Origin of the sequence: Pantoea sp. CFSAN033090 (assembly GCF_001264395.1) — a bacterium.
In the GTDB taxonomy this organism is placed as follows: Bacteria; Pseudomonadota; Gammaproteobacteria; order Enterobacterales; family Enterobacteriaceae; genus Pantoea; species Pantoea agglomerans.
This window is the reverse complement of sequence record NZ_LGYX01000020.1, coordinates 1-23037: the sequence shown is the minus strand read 5'-3', so window position 1 is coordinate 23037 and position 23037 is coordinate 1. Positions and strand designations below refer to the sequence as shown.

Annotated in this window: 21 protein-coding genes; 10 read left to right on the top strand and 11 right to left on the bottom strand. The window is 57.1% G+C overall.

Annotated features, from left to right (window positions below; all coding sequences use genetic code 11):
• Positions 1 to 27 precede the first annotated feature (27 nt).
• Positions 28 to 369, top strand: a complete 342-nt coding sequence (arsC, locus tag AFL22_RS16810) for an arsenate reductase (glutaredoxin) (RefSeq protein ID WP_052271793.1) — start codon at positions 28 to 30, stop codon at positions 367 to 369.
• Here the strand turns inward: arsC and hda are convergent.
• The 3 genes from hda to upp all read right to left on the bottom strand — a co-directional run bounded on the left by hda (position 366) and on the right by upp (position 3232).
• Positions 366 to 1067 carry a DnaA inactivator Hda gene (gene hda, locus AFL22_RS16805; RefSeq protein WP_195719715.1) on the bottom strand — a complete coding sequence of 234 codons (702 nt, stop codon included), beginning with the start codon at positions 1065 to 1067 and terminating at the stop codon, positions 366 to 368. The two genes, arsC and hda, sit on opposite strands and share 4 nt — an antisense overlap.
• Positions 1068 to 1174: 107 nt before the next feature.
• Positions 1175 to 2458, bottom strand: coding sequence for a uracil permease (gene uraA / locus AFL22_RS16800; RefSeq protein ID WP_010671338.1), 1284 nt, complete (start codon positions 2456 to 2458; stop codon positions 1175 to 1177).
• 147 nt (positions 2459 to 2605) lie between these two features.
• Positions 2606 to 3232: a uracil phosphoribosyltransferase gene (upp, locus tag AFL22_RS16795; protein ID WP_009088774.1), complete on the bottom strand. Its 627-nt coding sequence runs from the start codon at positions 3230 to 3232 to the stop codon at positions 2606 to 2608.
• Between the two features lie 229 nt (positions 3233 to 3461).
• Between upp and purM the strand changes: the two genes are divergently transcribed.
• On the top strand, positions 3462 to 4502 hold the full coding sequence (gene purM / locus AFL22_RS16790) for a phosphoribosylformylglycinamidine cyclo-ligase (RefSeq protein WP_052271792.1): 1041 nt from the start codon (positions 3462 to 3464) through the stop codon (positions 4500 to 4502).
• Positions 4499 to 5137: a phosphoribosylglycinamide formyltransferase gene (gene purN, locus AFL22_RS16785; protein ID WP_052271791.1), complete on the top strand. Its 639-nt coding sequence runs from the start codon at positions 4499 to 4501 to the stop codon at positions 5135 to 5137. Before purM ends, purN begins: the two co-directional genes overlap by 4 nt.
• A 109-nt stretch (positions 5138 to 5246) precedes the next feature.
• On the opposite strand, the gene pstB is transcribed toward purN, so the two are convergent.
• From pstB to AFL22_RS16770, 3 genes are read right to left on the bottom strand one after another with little or no spacing between them, the layout of a single operon-like run.
• Positions 5247 to 6020, bottom strand: a complete 774-nt coding sequence (gene pstB / locus AFL22_RS16780; protein ID WP_022624137.1) for a phosphate ABC transporter ATP-binding protein PstB — start codon at positions 6018 to 6020, stop codon at positions 5247 to 5249.
• A gap of 6 nt (positions 6021 to 6026) precedes the next feature.
• Positions 6027 to 7661 carry a phosphate ABC transporter permease PstA gene (pstA, locus tag AFL22_RS16775; RefSeq protein ID WP_010671335.1) on the bottom strand — a complete coding sequence of 545 codons (1635 nt, stop codon included), beginning with the start codon at positions 7659 to 7661 and terminating at the stop codon, positions 6027 to 6029.
• Positions 7658 to 9745, bottom strand: coding sequence for an ABC transporter permease subunit (locus AFL22_RS16770; protein ID WP_052271790.1), 2088 nt, complete (start codon positions 9743 to 9745; stop codon positions 7658 to 7660). The genes pstA and AFL22_RS16770 overlap by 4 nt, the downstream gene beginning before the upstream one ends.
• 150 nt (positions 9746 to 9895) lie before the next feature.
• Here AFL22_RS16770 and ppk1 point away from each other — a divergent pair, with 150 nt between their 5' ends.
• The 5 genes from ppk1 (at position 9896) to mgtE (ending at position 16005) form a co-directional block, all read left to right on the top strand.
• Entirely contained in the window at positions 9896 to 11956 is a 2061-nt protein-coding gene (gene ppk1, locus AFL22_RS16765; protein WP_010260075.1) for a polyphosphate kinase 1, read from the top strand.
• Between the two features lie 5 nt (positions 11957 to 11961).
• On the top strand, positions 11962 to 13488 hold the full coding sequence (gene ppx, locus AFL22_RS16760; RefSeq protein ID WP_010260078.1) for an exopolyphosphatase: 1527 nt from the start codon (positions 11962 to 11964) through the stop codon (positions 13486 to 13488).
• Positions 13489 to 13529: 41 nt separating this feature from the next.
• The gene (gene tehB, locus AFL22_RS16755) at positions 13530 to 14144 is read left to right on the top strand and encodes a tellurite resistance methyltransferase TehB (RefSeq protein ID WP_052271789.1); all 615 of its coding nucleotides are present in this window, start codon (positions 13530 to 13532) and stop codon (positions 14142 to 14144) included.
• A gap of 101 nt (positions 14145 to 14245) precedes the next feature.
• Positions 14246 to 14431: a YfgG family protein gene (locus tag AFL22_RS23525; RefSeq protein ID WP_010671331.1), complete on the top strand. Its 186-nt coding sequence runs from the start codon at positions 14246 to 14248 to the stop codon at positions 14429 to 14431.
• 140 nt (positions 14432 to 14571) lie between these two features.
• Positions 14572 to 16005 (top strand): magnesium transporter, encoded by a 1434-nt coding sequence (gene mgtE / locus AFL22_RS16750; protein ID WP_033758614.1) that lies wholly within the window; start codon positions 14572 to 14574, stop codon positions 16003 to 16005.
• Positions 16006 to 16008: 3 nt separating this feature from the next.
• Here the strand turns inward: mgtE and AFL22_RS16745 are convergent, their stop codons facing one another.
• Together AFL22_RS16745 and AFL22_RS16740 are read right to left on the bottom strand one after the other, a co-directional pair.
• Positions 16009 to 16506 (bottom strand): hypothetical protein, encoded by a 498-nt coding sequence (locus AFL22_RS16745; protein WP_022624132.1) that lies wholly within the window; start codon positions 16504 to 16506, stop codon positions 16009 to 16011.
• A 20-nt stretch (positions 16507 to 16526) separates the two neighbouring features.
• Positions 16527 to 16772, bottom strand: a complete 246-nt coding sequence (locus tag AFL22_RS16740; RefSeq protein ID WP_010671328.1) for a hypothetical protein — start codon at positions 16770 to 16772, stop codon at positions 16527 to 16529.
• 193 nt (positions 16773 to 16965) lie between these two features.
• On the opposite strand from AFL22_RS16740, the gene AFL22_RS16735 reads away from it, so the two are divergent.
• On the top strand, positions 16966 to 17145 hold the full coding sequence (locus AFL22_RS16735) for a hypothetical protein (RefSeq protein ID WP_029519437.1): 180 nt from the start codon (positions 16966 to 16968) through the stop codon (positions 17143 to 17145).
• A gap of 30 nt (positions 17146 to 17175) precedes the next feature.
• Here AFL22_RS16735 and AFL22_RS16730 read toward each other — a convergent pair whose 3' ends face one another.
• The 3 genes from AFL22_RS16730 to guaB form a co-directional block, all read right to left on the bottom strand.
• Positions 17176 to 17949, bottom strand: a complete 774-nt coding sequence (locus AFL22_RS16730) for a DUF3750 domain-containing protein (RefSeq protein ID WP_033778668.1) — start codon at positions 17947 to 17949, stop codon at positions 17176 to 17178.
• Positions 17950 to 18258: 309 nt separating this feature from the next.
• Positions 18259 to 19839 (bottom strand): glutamine-hydrolyzing GMP synthase, encoded by a 1581-nt coding sequence (gene guaA, locus AFL22_RS16725; RefSeq protein WP_010671325.1) that lies wholly within the window; start codon positions 19837 to 19839, stop codon positions 18259 to 18261.
• 68 nt (positions 19840 to 19907) lie between these two features.
• Positions 19908 to 21374 carry an IMP dehydrogenase gene (gene guaB, locus AFL22_RS16720; protein ID WP_010671324.1) on the bottom strand — a complete coding sequence of 489 codons (1467 nt, stop codon included), beginning with the start codon at positions 21372 to 21374 and terminating at the stop codon, positions 19908 to 19910.
• A gap of 168 nt (positions 21375 to 21542) precedes the next feature.
• Between guaB and xseA the strand changes: the two genes are divergently transcribed.
• Positions 21543 to 22916, top strand: coding sequence for an exodeoxyribonuclease VII large subunit (gene xseA / locus AFL22_RS16715; RefSeq protein WP_052271788.1), 1374 nt, complete (start codon positions 21543 to 21545; stop codon positions 22914 to 22916).
• Positions 22917 to 23037 lie beyond the last annotated feature (121 nt).

Below are 23037 nucleotides of genomic sequence, written 5' to 3'. Positions count from 1 at the left end.
CACGCTGTGAATAGAGGAGAGTCTGAGATGGTGACGATTTACCACAACCCGCGCTGCAGCAAGAGCCGCGAGACGCTGGCGCTGCTGAACGCCCGCGGGATAGAGCCGGAAGTGGTGCTCTATCTGCAAACGCCGCCCGATCGCGAGACGCTGCAAATCCTGTTACAGAAACTGGGAATGCAGAGTGCACAGCAGTTGATGCGGACTAAAGAGGCGATCTATAGCGAACTGGCACTCAGCGACAAAAGCGAAAGTGCGCTGCTGGATGCACTGGTAGAACATCCGGTGCTGATTGAAAGGCCGATAGTGATTAATGGCAACAAGGCGCGGATCGGACGTCCGCCCGAAGCGGTGCTCGACCTGTTTTAAAGGCCGAGTGTCTCTTTCACAAACGGAATGGTGAGTTTACGCTGGGCGCTGATCGAGGCACGATCAAGCCGATCCAGCGTATCAAACAGGGTGCGCATCTCACGATCCAGTCGCTTCAGCAGGAAGCGCCCCACATCTTCCGGCAGCTCAAATCCGCGTAACCCGGCGCGCAGTTGCAGCGCCTGTAATTTGTCTTCGTCGGAGAGAGGCTGCAGCCGATAGATCTGCCCCCAGTCCAGCCGCGAGGCGAGATCGGGCAGCTGCAGATTAAGCTGGCGTGGCGGACGATCGCCGGTAATAAACAGCCGCGTATTGCCGGTTTCCAGAATACGGTTATAGAGATCGAAGATCGCCATTTCCCATTCAGGCTCGCCTGCAATGCACTCGATGTTATCGATGCAGACCAGTGACAGCTGCTCCATCCCTTCCAGTACTTCCGGTACAAACCAGGTGCGTTTATCCAGCGGAACGTAACCGACCGCTTCGCTGCGCGCTGACATCTCGGCGCACGCGGCGTGCAGCAAATGGCTCCGCCCTCCGCCTTCGCGTGACCAGAAGTAGAGATAGCTGCCATGTTGTTGGTTGAGAGCGCCTTTCAGCGCGGCAATCAGCGACGGGTTTTCCCCCGGCCAGAAGCTGGAGAAGGTTTCATCGTCAGGTAAATAGAGTGGCAATGACAATTGTGCCGGCGTGTTCAGAAGCACCTCAGCAAGAGAACAAGCAAAAAATCGGGGGAAGTCTAACACAGTTTTCAGAAAGAGATGAATGGGGCGTCCCTGCCCCGATCCTGTCAGGCTTGCTGCGATCACGGCTCGCGCGATTCTTCAGCCTCCAGCACCACTTCTTCCGGACGCAACAGCGAGATCACACGGAAGATCAGCGCTAATCCAACCCCTACGATTGTCGCCAGCGCCATGCCTTTCAGCTCCGCAGCACCGATATGCACCTTCGCACCGCTGACGCCGATGATCAGGATCACCGAGGTCAGGATCAGATTTTGCGCTTTGTTGTAATCGACTTTGGACTCGATCAACACCCGGATACCGGATGCGCCGATCACGCCATACAGCAGCAGCGACACGCCGCCCATTACCGGTACCGGGATCGCCTGGATCACCGCCGCCAGTTTGCCGACACAGGAGAGCAGGATTGCCAGAATCGCCGCGCCGCCAATCACCCAGGTACTGTAGACGCGGGTAATTGCCATCACACCGATGTTTTCGCCGTAGGTGGTGTTAGGCGTTGAACCAAAGAAGCCGGAGATGACCGTTGATAAGCCGTTGGCGAACATCGAACGATGCAGGCCAGGGTCGCGAATCAGATCTTTCTTTACGATGTTGGCGGTGACCACCAGATGACCGATATGCTCGGCAATCACCACCAGCGCCGCAGGCAGGATCGTCAGCATCGCCACCCACTCAAAGCGCGGGGTATAGAAGGTTGGCAGCGCAAACCAGGGGGCTTTGACCACGCCGCTCCAGTCAACGATGCCCATAAATGCAGAGAGCAGATAACCCGCCACCACCCCGACCAGAATCGGGATGATCGCCAGGAAGCCACGAAACAGCACGGAACCGAATACCGTCACTGCCAGCGTGACCAGCGAAATCAGCACGGTTGTACTGTCGGGCGCACTGCCTTCCGCGGGCAGCAGACCTGCCATATTTGCGGCAACACCCGCCAGCTCCAGACCGATGACGGCGACAATCGCGCCCATCGCCGCCGGGGGAAACATCACATCGAGCCAGCCGGTGCCCGCGCGTTTGACAATCAGCGCCACCAGACAGAACAGCACGCCGCACAGGATAAATCCGCCCAGCGCGACCTCATAACCCAGCGGCAGCAATAGCAGTACTGGCGAGATAAAGGCAAAACTGGAACCGAGGTAAGCGGGAATTTTGCCTTTACAGATAAAGAGGTAGATCAGCGTGCCTACGCCGTTGAATAACAGCACCGTCGCCGGGTTGATGTGGAACAGAATCGGTACCAGTACCGTGGCACCAAACATGGCGAACAGGTGTTGCAGGCTGAGTGGAATGGTTTGCAGTAACGGCGGTCGTTCACTGACGCCAATGGCGCGACGAGTCATCATTTATCCCCTTGTGTTATTTATCCCCCAGGGCGCGCGCCTCTGGCACAGCAGCAGGCAAGCCGGTGAGCCTCGCAGCCACACCAAACCCGTTCGGGGATCTTTTTTTTGCCAAAAAAAAGCCGACTCTCTGGTCGGCTATGCGATTTATTTGGTTCCGAAAATCTTGTCCCCGGCATCGCCGAGCCCGGGAATGATGTAACCCTTCTCATTCAGTCCCTGATCCACTGACGCGGTGTAAAGCTCAACGTCAGGATGCGCTTTCTCCAGCGCGGCAATCCCTTCTGGTGCGGCAACCAGTACCAGCACTTTAATGCTGGTGCAGCCCGCTTTCTTCAGCAGGTCGATGGTGGCAATCATGGAACCGCCAGTCGCCAGCATAGGATCGACGACCAGCGCCAGGCGCTCTTCGATGTTAGAGACCAGCTTCTGGAAATAGGGAACCGGCTCCAGTGTCTCTTCATCACGGTAAACACCCACCACGCTGATACGGGCGCTGGGAACGTGCTCCAGCACCCCTTCCATCATGCCAAGACCGGCACGCAGAATCGGCACCACCGTGATTTTTTTGCCTTTGATCTGATCGATCTCTACCGGGCCATTCCAGCCCTCAATGGTTACGCGCTCTGTTTCCAGATCGGCGGTCGCTTCGTAGGTCAGCAGGCTGCCCACTTCAGACGCCAGCTCGCGAAAACGCTTTGTACTGATATCATGCTCACGCATCAAGCCCAGTTTATGTTTGACCAGCGGGTGTCTGACTTCCACGATCTTCATTGGTGTTCTCCCGGAATGAGTTGAGCTAAAAAAAATCGCGGGATTATACCGCCTTTTGCGCTCCACGCCACCTGCTCTTGCGCAAAGCCGCGGGTTTTACCGGGACAAATAGAGGATTAATGAAAATCGCCCGATGCGCAATCCCGGACTCGCAAACGTTTGCCTGCACTGATAGAATTGCCGCGCTTTATTTTAAACCACCAACCGCAACTCGCGTGGGGACCTCGCAGTGACCGACAAAACCTCTCTCAGTTACAAAGACGCCGGTGTTGATATTGATGCTGGTAACGCTCTGGTTGACCGTATTAAAGGCGTAGTGAAAAAGACGCGTCGCCCGGAAGTGATGGGTGGACTGGGCGGTTTTGGTGCGCTTTGCGCGCTGCCGCAAAAATACCGTGAACCGGTGCTGGTCTCCGGCACCGATGGCGTTGGCACCAAGCTGCGTCTGGCGATGGATCTCAAACGTCACGATGCCATTGGTGTTGACCTGGTGGCGATGTGCGTCAACGACCTGGTAGTACAGGGCGCCGAGCCCCTCTTCTTCCTCGACTACTACGCTACCGGCAAACTGGATGTGGATACCGCCTCTGCGGTGATCACCGGCATCGCCGAAGGTTGTCTGCAGTCGGGTTGTGCGCTGGTGGGCGGTGAAACCGCTGAGATGCCAGGCATGTATCACGGCGAAGATTACGACGTGGCCGGTTTCTGTGTTGGCGTGGTGGAAAAGTCAGAGATCATTGATGGCAGCAAGGTGCAGGATGGCGATGTACTTATCGCTCTCGGCTCCAGTGGCCCGCACTCCAACGGCTATTCGCTGGTGCGTAAGATTCTGGAATTCAGCAACACCGATCCGCTGGCTGAACAGCTGGAAGGCAAACCGCTGGCCGATCATCTGCTGGAACCGACCCGCATCTACGTGAAAAATATCCTGAGCCTGATTGAGCAGGTCGATGTGCACGCTATCGCACACCTGACCGGCGGCGGCTTCTGGGAGAATATTCCGCGCGTGCTGCCCGACAACACTCAGGCCGTCATCGACGAGAAGAGCTGGCAGTGGCCGGCCGTCTTCAGCTGGTTACAGCAGGCGGGCAACGTCAGCCGTTTCGAGATGTACCGTACCTTTAACTGCGGCGTCGGCATGATCATCGCCCTGAGTCAGGCAGACGCGGACAACGCGATTGCGCTGATGCAGGCAGCGGGCGAGAAAGCCTGGAAGCTCGGCGTGATTAAAGCGTCTGATGCCGAAGAGCGTGTGGTCATCAACGGATGAAAAAGCTGGTTGTACTGATTTCCAGCAACGGAAGTAACCTTCAGTCCATCCTTGACGCCTGTGCAAGCGGGCGGATTCACGGCAGCGTGGCTGCCGTGTTCAGCAACCGCGCCGCCGCTTATGGCCTGACGCGGGCGCAGGAGGCGGGTATTCCTGCCCACTCGCTTGCCGCCAGCGACTTCACTGACCGCGAAGCCTTCGATCGCCAGCTCATCGCTGAAATCGAAGCCTACAGTCCAGACCTGATTGTCCTGGCAGGATATATGCGCATTCTCAGCAGCGCGTTCGTGGCCCATTTTCACGATCGCCTGCTGAATATCCACCCTTCCCTGTTGCCGAAATATCCGGGTCTGCATACGCATCGTCAGGCGCTGGAAAATGGTGATAGCGAACATGGCACCTCCGTGCATTTCGTCACTGACGAGCTGGATGGGGGTCCGGTGATCCTGCAGGCCAAAGTCCCGGTTTTTCCTGGCGACAGCGAAGCGGAGATTACGGAGCGGGTGCAGCATCAGGAGCATGCCATCTATCCGATGGTAATCGGCTGGTTTGTTGAGGGTCGTCTGGCGATGCGTGACGGCAAGGCCTGGCTGGATGGCGAACCGCTGCCGCCGCAGGGTTATGCTAACGACTGACCCGACAGGGGAAGCCGGGGCTTCCCCTGAAGTGCTGGCGGTCGGGGTAAAGGCTCAGGGAGCCTTTGAGCCGTCTGACATAACAACCTGCTCTGCTCCCGTTACTGACTTAACCGTAGCGCCCCGTAATATAATCTTCGGTCCGTCGCTGTTTTGGCGCGGTAAAGATACGGTCAGTCTCATCAAACTCCACTAACGCGCCCTGATGCATAAACGCGGTGTAATCTGACACGCGAGAAGCCTGCTGCATGTTGTGCGTCACCAGCACCAGTGTGAAATGCTGCTTGAGCGTAGTCATCAGCTCTTCAATCACCAGCGTTGAGATGGGATCGAGCGCGGAGGTCGGCTCATCCAGCAGCAGAACTTCCGGTTCAATCGCAATGGCGCGGGCAATCACCAGCCGCTGCTGCTGTCCGGTAGAGAGCGTCAGCGCATTCTGTGACAGCTGATCTTTGACCTCACTCCACAGCGCCGCCGCGCGCAGCGCACGTTCACAGGCTTCGTTCAGCACCCGCCGATCGCGTACACCCTGTAAACGCAGCCCGTAGACCACATTTTCATAGATCGATTTTGGAAAAGGATTGGGGCGCTGAAACACCATGCCGACCCGACGACGCAGCGCCGAGAGATCCTGCTCAGGTCGCAGGATCGGCTGCGATCCCAGCAACACCTCACCCTCGACCCGGCAATGATCAATCACATCATTCATGCGATTAAAGCAGCGCAGCAGCGTCGATTTGCCACAGCCGGAGGGACCAATCAGCGCGGTAATCTTGTTTTTCGGCACCTGCAGCGAAATAGCCTGCAGCGCCTGGCGCTCGCCATACCACAGCGATAGCTGGTTAACGGTCAGCGCGATATCCGTGTCGGACGTCATAGTCATAGCCTGTTATTGAGTCATAAGGCGATAGCGTTCACGCAGACGGTGACGCAGGCCCATCGCCAGCAGATTAAGCGACAGAATAATCAGCACCAGCAGCAGCGCGGTGGCGAACACCAGCGGCCGGTCAGCTTCAATATTCGGACTCTGAAACGCCAGATCGTAAATCTGGAAGCCCAGATGCATAAATTTGCGATCCAGATGCAGATAAGGAAACACCGCGTCGACGGGCAGTTCCGGCACCATTTTTACCACGCCAACCAGCATCAGCGGCGCGGTTTCACCAGCGGCACGCGCCACCGCCAGAATCAGGCCGGTCAGCATGGCAGGCACCGCCATCGGCAGCACCACGTTCCACAGGGTTTCCGCCTGAGTCGCGCCCAGCGCCAGCGAACCCTGCCGCAGGCTGTTGGGAATGCGGGATAGTCCCTCTTCGGTCGCCACAATCACCACCGGCAGCGTTAGTAACGCCAGAGTCAGCGACGCCCACAGCAAACCAGGTGTCCCGAAGGTGGGATTGGGCAGCGCGCTGGCGAAGAAGAGCTGGTCTATCGTGCCGCCCACCAGCCAGACAAAGAAGCCCAGACCAAATACGCCATAGACGATTGAAGGAACGCCTGCCAGATTGACCACCGCGATGCGCACCAGTCTGGTCAGCGCATTGCGTCCGGCATATTCATGCAGCCAGATGGCGGCGATGACACCCAGCGGCATCACGACCACCGACATCAGCAGCACCATCAGCACGGTGCCAAAGATCGCCGGGAACGCCCCGGATTCACTCTCGCCTTCAGCGGGTGAATCACTGACGAAACGCCACAGCTGATGCAGAAAATGCAGCGTTTTGCCGGTCAGCGTCATCGCGTTCGGCTTCCAGCTGTCAACGATTTCGGTCAGCGGGATCGCATGTTCGGTGCCATGCACATCCCGCAGGATTAACAGATCGCGCTGACTCTGCTGTTGCAGCGAAGCCAGTGTCTCGCTCAGCTGATTAAACCGGCGCTGCAAAGCGGCCTGATTGGCCTGATATTCTGACTCGGCCTGCAGATCAAAGCGCCCGGCAGCACGGTTTGTGGCCGCCTGCTCATCAAGCTGCTCACGCTGGCTGTTGAGGCGCGCCATATCGACCCGGCGAATCTGATTAGCCTGCCGCACCAGCATCTGCACCTGTCCGAGCCGCTGATGCAGCAGTGCATCGGGATCCTGCGCAGTCAGCTCTTCATTATCCTCACGCAGGCCGACAAACCAGCCGTATGCCTGACCGTGGCTGCGGCGCTGCAGCACCATGATGTCCGCTGGCTGGCTGACCTGCGCCGCCGTGCGACTGTAAACCACCCGGAAATCGGGTGCGTCCCAGTCACGGTTACCGGTTTTAATCAGATAGCGATTAACCTGTCCGCCGCTGTTGCCCTGCTCATCTGCCGGGGCCGGAAAGCGCCGCTGATGTTCCAGGGTTTCACCCAGCAGCCGCGTCTCGCCCCCTTCAGGCTGGCTAAACGTGTAGAGATCGACGCGCTGCGGCCAGAAAGCGCGCACGCCCTGCCAGGCCAGTAACCCAATCAGCAGCGTAAAGGCCAGCAGGCAGACGGCTACGGCACCGGCGGTTAGCCAGCGCCAGCGATCGTTCTGTCGCATCGCTTTCATGCCTGCTCCTCTTGCTTGCTGTAGCGCTGGCGCAGCCGCTGACGGATCAGCTCGGCAACCGTGTTGATCACCAGCGTAAACAGCAGCAGCATCAGGGCGCTAAGAAACAGCACGCGATAATGGGCACTCCCCGCCGCCGCTTCCGGCATCTCAATGGCGATATTGGCGGACAGCGCGCGCAGGCCGCTGAACAGGCCACCTTCACTTTGCGGCGTGTTGCCGGTCGCCATCAGCAAAATCATGGTTTCTCCTACGGCACGCCCCAGACCAATCATCAGGGCGGCAAAAATACCGGCGGAAGCACCCGGCAGCACGACGCGGGTCAGGGTTTGCCACGGCGTCGCGCCCAGTGCCAGCGAGCCCTGCCCCAGTGCAGCAGGCACGCTGAACAGCGCATCCTCAGAGAGGGTAAAGATCAGCGGTACCAGCGCAAAGCCCATCGCCAGCGCGGCCACCAGCAGATTGCGCTGTTCGTAATGCGGCAGCCAGTCGCCCGCATCCGGTATCAACAGCGTGGGCAGCCACAGCGACAGCAGCGTGACCAGCAGCAACAGCGGCAGCAGAATCAGCACTTCATGACCCGGCTGACGCCAGCGCGGCGGTAAACGCGCGCTGAACACGCCGCACAGCAGCAGCGTGCCCGCCAGCGTCAGCGGCAGCAGCAGCACACCCACCAGCGCCTGACCAATATGCGGCGCGAGCCAGATCCCGGCAATCAGCCCCACCACTACGCTTGGCAGCGCACCCATCATCTCAATGGCCGGTTTGACCCAGCGTCGCAGGCCTGGCGCCATAAACCAGGCGGTGTACATCGCCGCCGCCAGCGCCAGCGGTGTGGCAAACAGCAGCGCTAAACTCGCCGCTTTCAGCGTACCCATCACCATCGGCATCAGGCTGAACTTGGCCTGATAACTGTCACCCGCCGCGGTCGATTGCCAGATCCAGTCCGGTCCGGGGTAATTTTCATACCAGATTTTTTGCCAGAAATTGCGCCAGGTGACGTCCGGCCACGGATTATCAAGCCGCAGGGTCTGCCAGCTTCCCGCCCGTTCAATCAGCAGGCTGTCGCCACGTGGCGAAAACTGCGCCTGCACAATGCCAGGTTCCAGCTGACGCTGCAGTATCGGGCCATTCTGCTTGCTGGCAAACAGCCGCAGCATCCCCTGTTTGCTGAGCGTCGCAAACACGCGGCGTTGTGATTCCGTCACCAGAATGGTCTCGCCGTCGCTGCTGGCAAAAGTACGGATACGCTGCAGGCGCGGCCCCTGTTCGCTGGCGATAGCAAACCACTGTGTGACGCCGCTGCCATCCTGGATCAGCAGGCTTCTGCCGCCCACCAGCAGATGCAGACTTTTTGGCCGCTGCGGCAGGGTGTGCGTTTCGCGCAATAGTGCACGGTCATCGTCAAGTTGCCAGACTCGTAGCAGATTGCCTTCGGTGGTGTAGAGCAGATCGCCGGCCGGCGAGAGCGCCAGCAGATCCAGCTGGCGTTGCGGCAGCGGGATAACCGAGGCCTGGCGATCGGTGCCGAGCGTCAGCACCCGGAGTCCGGCCTCAGTAAGTGCGGCTATACGCCACTGACCCGCATGGCGCGTCGCCAGCGCCATCTTCGTCACTGCGCCATCAGGCAGATGAAAAGGTTTATCGCCCAGCGGAAAACGCCACTGCTGGTCGGCGGTTGGCTGCATCAGTGTCAGCGCACCCTGCATATTCAGCAGTAGCGTCTGCTCATCGGCACTCCGCACTATCTCCCCGGGCGGCGGGGTCAGCGCCAGTGCCGGTTCCGCAGGCTGACCATCCAGCGGAATAAAACGCGCCGCACCGCGCTCGCTGATGCGCCAGCCGACCTTCCCCTGATTGCCAATCGCTAAGGCTGGCGCACGATCCCAGAGTTGCTGGCTGGCCGCAATCTGCAGGCCCGGCGCATTAAACAGCGGTAATACCACGCCAATCAGCCAGCAGAAGAGCAGCAGCATCAATAGCAGGATCGCCACGCCACAGCAGGTGACCAGTCGCCGTGTCAGACGGTCAACGGCACGACGCTTACGATCGCTGAATTGGACAGGAATGTGGTTTGCGCTCATGCGGTTCCGCTAGCAGGCCAAAATAAGCCGCTATGTTGCCCGTAGCCGATTGATAAGACAACTCCTGGCGTTGGACAACGCTGCCATACTCTCGCCATAATGTTGGTGGATACTGGATCTTCAGTCCTGCAACCGCTAAATGGAGTGAGAATGGGTCAGGTAAAGCTTTATATTGAAAAAGAATTAAGCTGGTTATCCTTTAATGAACGGGTTTTGCAGGAAGCAGCAGACAAAAGCAATCCACTGATTGAGCGGATGCGCTTTCTGGGTATCTACTCCAACAATCTCGACGAATTCTATAAAGTGCGTTTCGCCGACCTCAAACGCCGCATTCTGATTGGTGAAGAGCAGGGTTCCGCCAGTACGCCACGCCATCTGTTTAAGAAAATTCAGCAGCGGGTAATGAAGTCCGATCAGGAGTTTGATGCGTTATATAACGATCTGCTGCTGGAGATGGCACGTAACCAGATCTTCCTGATCAACGAACGTCAGCTCTCATCCAATCAGCAGGCGTGGCTGCGCCACTACTTCAAGCACGAGCTGCGTCAGCATATCTCGCCGATTCTGATCACCCATGAAACGGATCTGACCGAATTCCTTAAAGATGACTACACCTATCTGGCGGTAGAGATCATTCGCGGTGACAATATTCAGTATGCGCTGCTGGAAATTCCGTCCGACAAAGTCCCGCGTTTCATCAATTTACCGGCTGAGCCACCGCGCCGCCGTAAGCCAATGATCCTGCTGGATAACATTCTGCGCTACTGCCTGGATGACATTTTTAAAGGTTTCTACGACTACGACGCGCTCAACGCCTATTCAATGAAAATGACGCGTGACGCCGAGTACGACCTGGTCACGGAGATGGAGTCGAGCCTGCTGGAGCTGATGTCCTCCAGTCTGAAGCAGCGATTGACGGCGGAACCGGTGCGTTTCGTCTACCAGCGCGATATGCCCGACACGATGGTGTCGCTGCTGTGCCACAAGCTTTCCATCTCAAACCTGGACTCCATCCTGCCAGGCGGCCGCTACCACAACTTCAAAGACTTTATCGGCTTCCCTAACGTCGGCAAAAATAACCTGGTGAACCGCCCGCTGCCGCAGATTCGCCACATCGGCTTTGATGGCTTCCGCAACGGCTTTGATGCGATTCGCAATCGCGACGTGCTGCTCTACTACCCGTACCACACCTTTGAGCATGTGCTGGAGCTGCTGCGTCAGGCGTCGTTCGACCCCAGCGTGCTGGCGATAAAAATCAACATCTATCGCGTCGCGAAACATTCCCGCATCATGGATGCGATGATCCATGCCGCCTATAACGGTAAAAAAGTCACGGTGGTGGTGGAGCTGCAGGCGCGCTTTGATGAAGAAGCCAATATTTACTGGGCGAAACGCCTGACTGAAGCGGGCGTGCATGTCATTTTCTCCGCACCAGGCCTGAAGATCCACGCCAAGCTGTTCCTGATTTCACGCCGCGAAGGCGAAGAGATTGTGCGCTACGCGCATATCGGTACCGGCAACTTTAACGAGAAAACCGCGCGTCTCTATACGGATTACTCGTTGCTGACCGCGGATGCGCGCATCACCAATGAAGTGCGTCGGGTGTTCAACTTTATTGAGAATCCCTATCGGCCCGTGACGTTCGATCATCTGATGGTCTCGCCGCAGAACTCGCGCCGGATGCTGTATGAGCTAATCGACACCGAAATTGCTAATGCGCAGCAGAATAAGCCCTGCGGCATTACTCTGAAAATCAACAATCTGGTGGACAAAGGTCTGGTTGATCGGCTTTATACAGCCTCCAGCGTAGGGGTGAAGGTCAATCTTCTGGTGCGCGGAATGTGCTCATTAATCCCTGACTTGCCCGGGATCAGTGAAAATATTCGTGTCATCAGTATTGTTGACCGTTATCTGGAACACGATCGCGTCTATATTTTTGAGAATGGCGGCGATAAGAAGGTGTTCCTCTCCTCCGCTGACTGGATGACACGTAACATTGATTACCGTATCGAAGTGGCAGTGGCGATTCTCGATCCCCACATCCGGCAGCGCATACTCGACATTATTGCTATTCAGTTGAGTGATACGGTGAAAGCCCGCATCGTCGATAAAGAGTTGAGTAACCATTACGTCCAGCGCGGCAATCGTCGTAAAGTGCGATCGCAGCTGGCCATTTATGATTACATCAAGAAACTGGAACAACCTGAATAAATCCTATGCCAATTTCTCATAAAAGTACGCCAAAACCCCAGGAGTTTGCGGCGATTGACCTGGGCTCGAACAGTTTCCATATGGTGATTGCGCGGGTTGTCGATGGTGCGATGCAGGTACTGGGCCGCCTTAAGCAGCGCGTCCATCTGGCTGACGGGCTGGATGCCCGGCACAACCTCAGCGAGGAAGCGATGGAGCGAGGGTTAGCCTGCCTGGCCCTGTTCGCCGAGCGCCTGCAGGGGTTCAGTCCGAGCAACGTGACGATTGTCGGTACCCACACGCTGCGCGAGGCGGTCAACGCCGAAACCTTCCTGCAACGTGCGGCCGAGGTGATCCCCTATCCGATCGAGGTGATTTCGGGCCATGAAGAGGCTCGCCTGATCTTTATGGGCGTTGAACATACCCAGCCGGAGAAAGGCCGCAAGCTGGTGATCGATATCGGCGGCGGATCAACCGAGCTGGTCATTGGCGAGGATTTTGAACCGCAACTGGTTGAGAGCCGACGCATGGGTTGCGTCAGTTTCGCCCAGCTCTATTTCCCGAAAGGTGAAATCAGCCGTGAAAACTTCCGTCGCGCCCGTTTAGCGGCCGCGCAGAAGCTGGAAACGCTGGCGTGGCAATATCGTCTGCATGGCTGGCAATATGCGCTGGGCGCGTCCGGCACCATCAAAGCCGCCTGCGAAGTGCTGCTGGCGATGGATGAAAAAGAGAAGCTGATTACGCCTGAGCGCCTCGAAAAGCTTTATGACGAGGTGATGAAACACAAATCCTTTGCTGCACTCAGCCTGCCGGGTCTGTCGGAAGAGCGTAAAGGTGTGTTTGTACCCGGGCTGGCGATTCTGTGCGGCGTATTTGATGCGCTGGCCATTCGCGAATTGCGCCTCTCCGACGGTGCGCTCCGTGAAGGCGTGCTCTATGAGATGGAGGGCCGTTTCCGCCATCAGGATATTCGCAGCCGTACGGCACAGAGTCTGGCGAACCATTACGCTATCGACAGCGATCAGGCACGACGCGTGCTCGACACCACCGAGCAGCTTTATCTGCAGTGGCGCGAGCAGAATCAGAAACTGGCGAATCCACAACTGGCCGCGCTGTTGAAATGGGCGGCGATGCTGCACGAAGTGGGCCTGACCATCAATCACAGCGGCCTGCAACGCCATTCAGCCTATATTCTGCAAAACACCAACCTGCCGGGCTTCAATCAGGATCAGCAGATGCTGCTGGCGGCGCTGGTCAGATTCCATCGTAAAGCGATAAAGCTTGATGAGCTGCCGCGCGTGACGCTGTTCAAGAAAAAGCAGTTTGTGCCGCTGATCTTCCTGCTTCGCCTGGGTACCCTGTTGAATAATCAGCGACAGGCCACCACGCGTCCGGAGGCGTTAACCCTGAAATGCGATGACGGCCACTGGACGCTGACCTTCCCGGCGGGCTATTTCACGCAGAACAACCTGGTTCAGCTCGATCTTGAACGGGAGCAGGTTTACTGGAATGACGTCACGGGATGGAAACTGATCCTCGAAGAAGAAGTCTGACAACACGGGCGCCTGGCGCCCGTTTAACTGAAATGATGAATATGACACAACCAACCGCACCACTTTCAGGCGAAAACTATTTTGCCGAAACCTATGGTTTAACGCCGCCCCACTCCGAAGTGGTTGCGGCGCTGCCCCAGCTCAACGTCGGCAAGGCGCTTGACCTTGGCTGTGGCGTGGGACGCAATACGCTGTTTCTGAATCAGCACGGTTTTGACGTCACGGCGTGGGATCATAATCCGCAAAGCCTGGCGCGCCTGCAGGAGATTATTGCGCAGGAAAATCTCAGCGGCATACATACCGAGCAGCGCGACCTGAACAACACGCGCTTTAATGGCGGCTTTAACTTTGTGCTGTCGACCGTGGTGATGATGTTCCTGCAGCCGCAGACTATTCCGCAGCTGATTGCCGACATGCAGGCCTGTACGGTCAGAGACGGTTTTAACCTGATCGTGGCGGCGATGAACACGGACGATATGCCCTGCCCGGCTGATTTCTCCTTTGCGTTTAAATCAGGTGAGCTCAGCCACTACTACCGCAACTGGCACATCGTGAAGTACAACGAGCACCCCGGTCAGCTGCATCGCACAGATGAAAATGGCAACCGCATCGCCTGTCGGTTCGCGACGCTGCTGGCGCAAAAAGCGAGTTACTGATCTTTATCTGCTGTTTTTTTCAACAGCGATTGATTTCATCAGGCGACTGTGACTAAATATTGCAGTCGCCCCAGATGGGGTCATTACAGGAACCACCCCGCGTGAACAGCGCTATTTCTCCCCGAAGACGTCAAAAAACCGGCACCATGACCCGCATTGTGTTGCTGATTAGTTTTATCATTCTTTTTAGTCGCCTGATTTTTATCCTGCCTGCTGCCTTCGAGCATCATCAGCAACAGAAAGCTATTCCTGAACCGGTTGCCATAACATCAGGCGATACGCGATAGCGAATAACCAATAACGACATTTCGCCTGAAACGCACCTGAAACTTAAACGTTATCCAGATAACTGGACTCTTTTTTGCATCCCTTTTTCAGGCGAAACGCTACACTTCGTGCTGGTGCTTTCAGACTTAAGGGATCCAATGTGTCTGCCTCTCACTCTCAACGTTTAAGTGAAATACGTCATCGCATTCTGACGCTGCTGCTCAGCGAGCACGATCTGGTTGATGCCCTGCTGGAGAAATCGGGCGATCTCAATCCTGAACAGCAACGTGAAAATGCGGCCCAGCGTGACGCGCTGGAGCAGGACATTCTGCAACTGCATGCCGCTGACCTCGCGGATATTCTCGAAGCCCTGCCCGAAGAAGAACGTCAGGCGCTGTGGCGGCTGGTGCCGAACGAGCGGCGCGGCCATGTGCTGGTTGAAGCGTCTGAAACGGTCTGGGCCAGCCTCACCGAAGAGATGAGCGACCGCGATATCCTGCGCGCTATCCAGCCGCTGGATATCGACGATCAGGTCTGGCTGGCGCGTTATCTGCCACGTGACCTGACCGGACGCCTGCTGGCAACGGTGGAGCCCGCCCTGCGCGCCCGCATGCTCGATATGGTGCAGCTTGACCGTGACCGCGTAGGCCGGGTGATGGATTTCAATATCCTGACGGTGCGTGAAGATGTCACGCTTGCAACGGTGCAACGCTTTCTGCGCAAGCGCAAAAGCATGCCGGGCGGTACCGATAAACTCTTTATCACCAATAAAGATAATCAGCTGCTGGGCGAACTGCTGCTGACGGACATCCTGCTTAACAAACCCAAAACCCTGGTGAGCGACGTGATGAACGCCCGCCCTACCACCTTCCAGCTCAATGATAAGGCCGAAGACGCTGCCAGCGCCTTTGAACGTTATAACCTCATTTCAGCCGCCGTCACCGACGCCAGGGGCAAGCTGATTGGCCGCGTGACTATTGAAGACATCATCGACCTGGTGAATGCCGAAAACGAAAGCAACATTCGTAAAATGGGGGGTATCAGCCAGGAAGAGGATGTGTTCGCGCCGGTGCGTAAATCGGTACGTAAACGCTGGGCCTGGCTGGCCATTAACCTTTGTACCGCCTTTGTCGCCTCCCGGGTTATCGGGCTGTTTGAAGGGACGATTTCGCAAATCGTGGCGCTGGCCACGCTGATGCCGATCGTCGCGGGTATCGGCGGCAATACCGGTAATCAGACCATCACCATGATTGTGCGGGCGCTGGCCTTACACCAGGTTGAACCGGGCAACTTTTCGTTTTTGATCGTCCGCGAGCTTGGCGTGGCGCTGATCAACGGCCTGTTCTGGGGCGGCATCATGGGCGGCATCACCTGGATGATGTATGACAATATGGCGCTGGGCGGCGTTATGATGCTGGCTATGGCGCTTAATCTGCTGCTGGCCGCGCTGATGGGCGTGCTGGTGCCGCTGGTCATGACTAAAATGAATCGCGATCCCGCCGTCGGCTCCAGCGTATTAATCACCGCCCTTACTGACACCGGCGGCTTCTTTATTTTCCTGGGGCTGGCGACGATCTTCCTGCTGCCGCACTGATCGTCAGGCTTGCAGACCGTAACGTTGCAGCGACCCGTTAAGATTGCGCTGCCGCGTTACCTGTGCCAGCTCTCGGGTCGCCGCAGGCAGCGTATAGTTACCTCGCTGACTCAGCCACTCCAGCACATCCGCTAAGTGCCAGATGGCGGTTTTACCGTCATGCACCGGCAGCGGAAACGGCGGGCGGTGGCTGAGCATCAGCTTACGCATATTCTGACGCGTCATGCCGATGATCTCCGCAACATCCGTCAATCCCACAAAATCGGGTGCGGCTTCCACCAGCGTGGCACCCGGTATCGCACGCAGCACATCCTCTTCTGCCTGCTTCAATACATCCGTTGCAGAGTCGGACTCGCGGGTGAACTCCAGTGCAATTCTGCCCGGCATGCCCAGTCCGATTAGCGCATCATCACAGCCTGCCGCTGCCAGCGTTTCCAGCAGTTCATCCACCGGCGCATGCCCTTCCGGCAGGCTGAACCGTAATGTGAAACAATATTCCATATGCTTCTCCTTGTGCTGCATCAGGACTTCAGATAGTGACAGTTGTCGACCACGCGTCGCAGCGCGCGGGCATGCTGATGTGCGTTTTTTGGTGTGCTCCAGATACAGGTCAGACAAAACTCCCCGCATCGGCACATCAACAGATTTTTCGGACAGTACATTTTGCCCCAGGCGTGATGGCCTCCCGTGACGACCAGCCAGCCATGGGATTCGGCGTAACGTAACGCCGTTTCGATCTCTTTGTTGGGATGCCGCTTCCTTGCCATGTTTTTCCCTATCCTGACGCCGAATTGATAAGTTGTCAACTGACAACCTGATGAAATTATCTTAGTGCGGCTCAGCATGCGCAGACTTTTTCTCGCAGTAAAACAGTCAGGGTATAAACTGGAAAACGTCACACAAAAAACGATCAGCGCCAGAAGTCATCTGGTAGCCGAAACGATAATCAACGGAGGCAATATGTTTAAAGCAGAGGATTTTGTTCAGTCGAAAACCGGCGGCCCGAAAATGCAGGTGCTGCGCGTAGAAGGCGATACCTTATGGTGTGCACGCGTTGATGATGCGGCGAGAAAAGAGATCGAAGTGAAAGCAGAGAGCGTCAATCTCTATCACGAAGAGGGTGACTTTGGCGTGTGCTGAGGTGAAACGGCCCCTGACGGGGCCAGACTGTCAGGGCTTATCCTGCTGAAGGTTGTCATTTCCCAGGCCGCCAATAAACGGCAGACGCAGCCGGAACGGTGTGAAATCGACTCCCATGTTCAGACCCAGCAGATTGACTTCAAATCCCTCTTCTGCACCCAGCGTCACTCCTGCCACGCCCAGAATCGACACCTGCAGGCCGCGCCCGGATGGCGGCAGCCCGACCGGACGCCACAGTGGCCGGTAATCTTTTCCCAGCGCGTTAGCGGGCAGATCAAGCCTTAAAGCGGGTACTTCGCGGCCAATATGCGCCAGGAAGGTGTTGCTGTTTGGTCCAGGCCAGGCGCGATAGGTTGTCGGCCACGGATAGGATTTAATGGCGGCTTCAATCTGCGGGATCATCGCTTCTGCTTCCGGTCCGCGATGTTCCACCAGCAGCCGCGGTTTTGCACCATACCAGTAGCCATCAGGCAGGTTGGTGTTGCGCCGGACTTTATCGCCGCTGCCCCAGCTAATCACTTCGTAGCGAGTGAAACGCGTTTCACCGGCGCGCTTGAAGATGATCCACGGATGCACCGCCACCGCCCCTTTCCAGCCGTAAGTCGGCGCGGCATAAACCTGCACAATAGCCAGGCTATATAAAGCGCGCGGGTCGGGCGCTATTCCGGCTGAATCGCGCCGGGCCGACCACCAGCCGCCCTGCTCTGTGGTATCGCTGTGACGCGTCGCCTGCGCGATGCTGGCTCCCAGCGATAGCAGCAGTACGGCAACAAAAAACAGGCTGAACACTTTAAGTGAGAGCATGACAACATTCCTGGTGACGTAAGAATCGCGAAACGCCTGTTCAGCAGGCGGTTTCAGTAAGCGGCGGCTTTGGGATACGGACGATCGATGAAGCGGCGGATAAAAGCGGGACACAACTGACGTCAGTTGCGGGCTTTTACTGCATGGAGGATAGCGTAATTTCCGGCAAAGTGAATAATAAAACGCCAGCGGCGAGGCGGGATGCGCTGAAAAGTTAAAACGGCGAGTCTGCGCACGGTCAGAGCAATAAAAAAAGCCCGCTGAGGAGCGGGCTGCAGACTTATCAGGGATTAACTGGCTGAGGCCAGGTTATTCCCACTCAATCGTCGCTGGTGGCTTACCGCTGATGTCATACACCACGCGGGAGATGCCGTCGACTTCATTGATGATGCGGTTAGAGACACGACCCAGGAAATCATATGGCAGGTGCGCCCAGTGTGCGGTCATAAAGTCGATGGTTTCCACCGCACGCAGCGAGACAACCCAGTCATATTTACGGCCATCACCCATCACGCCGACTGAACGTACCGGCAGGAAGACGGTGAACGCCTGGCTGACTTTGTTATAGAGATCCGCTTTATGCAGCTCTTCAATGAAGATGGCATCGGCACGGCGCAGCAGGTCGCAATACTCTTTCTTCACTTCGCCCAGCACGCGCACGCCCAGACCTGGACCCGGGAACGGATGGCGGTAGAGCATGTCGTAAGGCAGGCCCAGCTCCAGACCAATCTTACGCACTTCATCTTTGAACAGCTCACGCAGCGGCTCAACCAGGCCCATCTTCATCTCTTTCGGCAGGCCGCCGACGTTGTGATGCGATTTGATGACGTGCGCCTTACCGGTTGCAGAGGCCGCAGACTCAATAACATCCGGATAGATGGTGCCCTGTGCCAGCCACTTAACGTCCTGCAGCTTCAGCGCTTCTTCGTCGAAGACTTCCACAAAGACGCGACCGATAATTTTACGTTTCGCTTCCGGCTCATTCTCACCTGCCAGCGCGTCGAGGAAGCGCGCTTCGCCTTCAACGTGAATAATGTTGAGGCCGAAGTGGTCGCCAAACATATCCATAACCTGTTGTGCTTCGTTCAGGCGCAGCAGGCCGTTATCTACGAACACACAGGTCAGACGGTCGCCAATGGCGCGATGCAGCAGCATTGCCGTCACGGAGGAGTCAACACCACCTGACAGGCCAAGGATCACTTTGTCGTTGCCGACCTGCACACGCAGGCGTTCAACCGCATCTTCAATAATTTTGGCTGGCGTCCACAGGGCTTCACATTCACAGATGTCGATAACGAAGCGCTCAAGCATCCGCAGGCCCTGGCGGGTATGGGTCACTTCCGGGTGGAACTGCACGCCGTAGAAACGCTTCTCTTCGTTAGCCATGATGGCGAACGGACAGGTTTCTGTGCTGGCAACGGTCACGAAGTCAGCCGGGATCGCCGTGACTTTGTCGCCATGGCTCATCCAGACATCCAGCAGCGGTTTGCCAGCGGCGCTGATCGCATCTTCAATATCGCGAACCAGGGCGCTTGGCGTCGTCACTTCAACCTGCGCATAACCAAACTCACGCTCGGTTGAGCCAGCAACGGTGCCGCCCAGCTGCATCGCCATCGTCTGCATACCGTAGCAGACACCCAGCACCGGCACGCCAGCGCTGAAGACATATTCAGGCGCACGCGGGCTGTTCAGTTCGGTGGTGCTTTCCGGGCCACCGGAAAGGATGATGCCGCTTGGATTGAACTGGCGAATCTGCTCTTCGGTGACATCCCATGCCCAGAGTTCACAGTAAACGCCCAGCTCGCGCACGCGACGTGCAACCAGCTGAGTATATTGTGAGCCGAAATCGAGAATCAGAATGCGATGCTTATGGATATTTTCCGTCGTCATTGAGGGTTTTCCAGAACGGTGACTTGATCAATAAAAGCGCCCGGCTGAAGCCGGGCGGGAAATCGGGATTATGAACCCATGCGGTAGTTCGGTGACTCTTTGGTGATGGTCACATCATGCACGTGGCTCTCATTGATGCCGGCGCCGCTGATGCGGACAAACTCCGCCTTAGTGCGCAGGTCATCAATGGTCGGGCAACCGGTCAGGCCCATGCACGAGCGCAGGCCGCCCATCTGCTGATGCACGATCTCTTTCAGACGGCCTTTATAGGCCACGCGACCTTCGATACCTTCCGGCACCAGTTTGTCAGCGGCGTTATCGGTCTGGAAGTAGCGGTCAGAAGAGCCTTTAGACATCGCGCCCAGTGAACCCATACCGCGATAGGATTTGAACGAACGGCCCTGATAGAGTTCGATCTCGCCCGGTGACTCTTCGGTCCCCGCCAGCATCGAACCGACCATGACACAGGACGCACCGGCGGCGATCGCTTTCGCGATGTCACCGGAGAAACGGATACCGCCATCAGCAATCACCGGAATACCGGTGCCTTCCAGCGCGGTGACTGCGTCAGAGACGGCAGTGATCTGCGGAACACCAACGCCGGTCACGATACGGGTAGTACAGATAGAGCCCGGGCCGATACCCACTTTAACGGCGCTGACACCTGCCGCAACCAGCGCCAGTGCGCCGGCACCGGTGGCTACGTTGCCGCCGACGATTTCAAGGTCCGGGTATTTGGCACGGGTTTCACGGATACGTGACAGAACGCCTTCAGAATGGCCGTGTGAAGAGTCAATCAGCAGCACGTCAACGCCCGCTGCAACCAGCGCATCGATACGCTCTTCGTTACCTGCACCTGCGCCAACTGCCGCACCGACACGCAGACGGCCCTGCTCATCTTTACAGGCGTTAGGTTTACGTTCAGCTTTTTGGAAATCTTTAACGGTGATCATGCCCAGCAGATGGAAGCTGTCATCTACCACCAGCGCTTTCTCAACGCGCTTTTCATGCATCCTGTGCAGCACCACATCGCGCGCTTCGCCCTCTTTCACCGTCACCAGACGATCTTTCGGGGTCATGACTGCAGAGACAGGCTGTGAAAGGTCAGTGACAAAGCGCACGTCACGACCGGTGATAATACCCACCAGTTCGTTGTCGCGGTTAACCACCGGATAGCCCGCAAAGCCGTTGCGCTCGGTCAGCGCTTTGACGTCAGCCAGTGGGGTGGTTGGCAGGACGGTCTGTGGTTCAGTCACCACGCCGCTTTCATGTTTCTTCACCTTGCGCACTTCGTCCGCCTGGCGTTCGATTGACATATTTTTATGGATGAAGCCAAGGCCGCCTTCCTGTGCCAGCGCAATCGCCAGACCCGACTCGGTCACGGTGTCCATGGCAGCGGAGAGCATAGGAATATTTAAACGGATATTTTTGGTCAGCTGAGTGCTGAGATCGGCCGTATTCGGCAGGACGGTGGAGTGTGCAGGGACGAGCAGAACGTCGTCAAAAGTGAGTGCTTCTTTAGCGATTCTTAACATGGCAATACTCCACCTCGGGTGATTGAGAATAGATAAAATATTGCCGCGGCATTATACAGGCCGTAATCGATTGCCTCCAGCATTATTTACGAAAAACTCTTGATCCGCACTGGCAGCCCTGTAGTATCGATGAATTAACCTGCTGATTTGGAATTTGATCTTCGTCACATGTCGCTGCCACCCATCGCCAATATTTTTACCGTCAGCCGTCTCAATACGACAGTGCGTCAGCTGCTGGAGAAAGAGATGGGCCTGGTCTGGATCAGCGCCGAGATCTCCAACTTCACGCAACCGGCATCCGGTCACTGGTACTTCACGCTGAAAGATGATGGCGCTCAGGTTCGCTGTGCTATGTTCCGCAACAGTAACCGACGCGTCACCTTCCGTCCGCAGCATGGTCAGCAGGTGCTGGTGCGCGCCAACATCACTCTCTATGAGCCACGCGGTGACTATCAGCTGATTGCCGAAAGTATGCATCCGGCGGGTGAAGGCTTGCTGCAGCAGCAGTTTGAACTGCTGAAAGCAAAACTGGCCACCGAAGGACTGTTTGATCCGCAGCATAAGCAACCGCTGCCGGAACCAGCGCGTCAGGTCGGGGTAATCACCTCTTCCACCGGCGCGGCGCTGCACGATGTGTTACGCGTGCTGCATCGCCGTGATCCCTCCCTGCCCGTGGTCATCTACCCGACCGTGGTTCAGGGCGTCGATGCGCCAGCGGCTATCGTCCGCGCAATTGAAATCGCCAACCTGCGCAACGAGTGCGACGTCTTAATTGTCGGACGCGGCGGCGGTTCGCTGGAAGATTTGTGGGGCTTTAACGATGAACGCGTGGCGCGCGCCATTTTTGCCAGCCGCATTCCCATCGTCAGCGCGGTGGGTCATGAAACCGATGTCACCATTGCCGACTTCGTTGCCGATTTACGTGCACCCACCCCTTCCGCCGCGGCTGAAATTGTCAGCCGTAACCAGCTGGAGTTGCTGCGTCAGTTGCAGTCACAGCAACAGCGGCTGGAGATGGCGATGGATTACTACCTGGCACGTCAGCAGCGGCTTTACTCCCGCCTTGAACATCGTCTGCAACAGCAGCATCCGCAGCTGCGTCTGGCCCGTCAGCAGACCGCCCTGTTCCGCCTGCAGCAGCGACTGGGAGAAGCGATGGAAACCCGCCTGCGTCAGGCCTCGCGTCAGCAGGATCGCCTGTCGCATCGACTCAATGCCCAGCAGCCTCAGCAGCGGCTGTTCGATGCGCAAAAACAGCTGCAAAGCTGGCACTACCGCCTGCAGCAGAGCATGACAAAACAGCTGAGCACCAGCAAACAGCACTTTGGTCAGTTGGTGGCGCAGCTGGAAGGCGTCAGCCCGCTGGCGACGCTGGCGCGCGGTTTTAGCGTGACCACCGACACTGCCGGACAGGTGGTGAAGAAAACCGCACAGCTCCAGAGCGGCGACCTGCTCCGTACCCGTCTTGATGATGGCTGGGTTGAAAGCCAGGTGACGCAGTTACTGCCTGAGAAAAAGCGCCGCCGCAAAACTGCCTCCTGACTCTGCCTGTCAGCTCACACTTTTACACTTAACGCTGGCCTTACTAATGAGGTCTAACCAGCCTGACGGGTCTATACTTTCTGGCACATTCCCTGTCGCCAGGGCGTTTCAGATGGCTTGC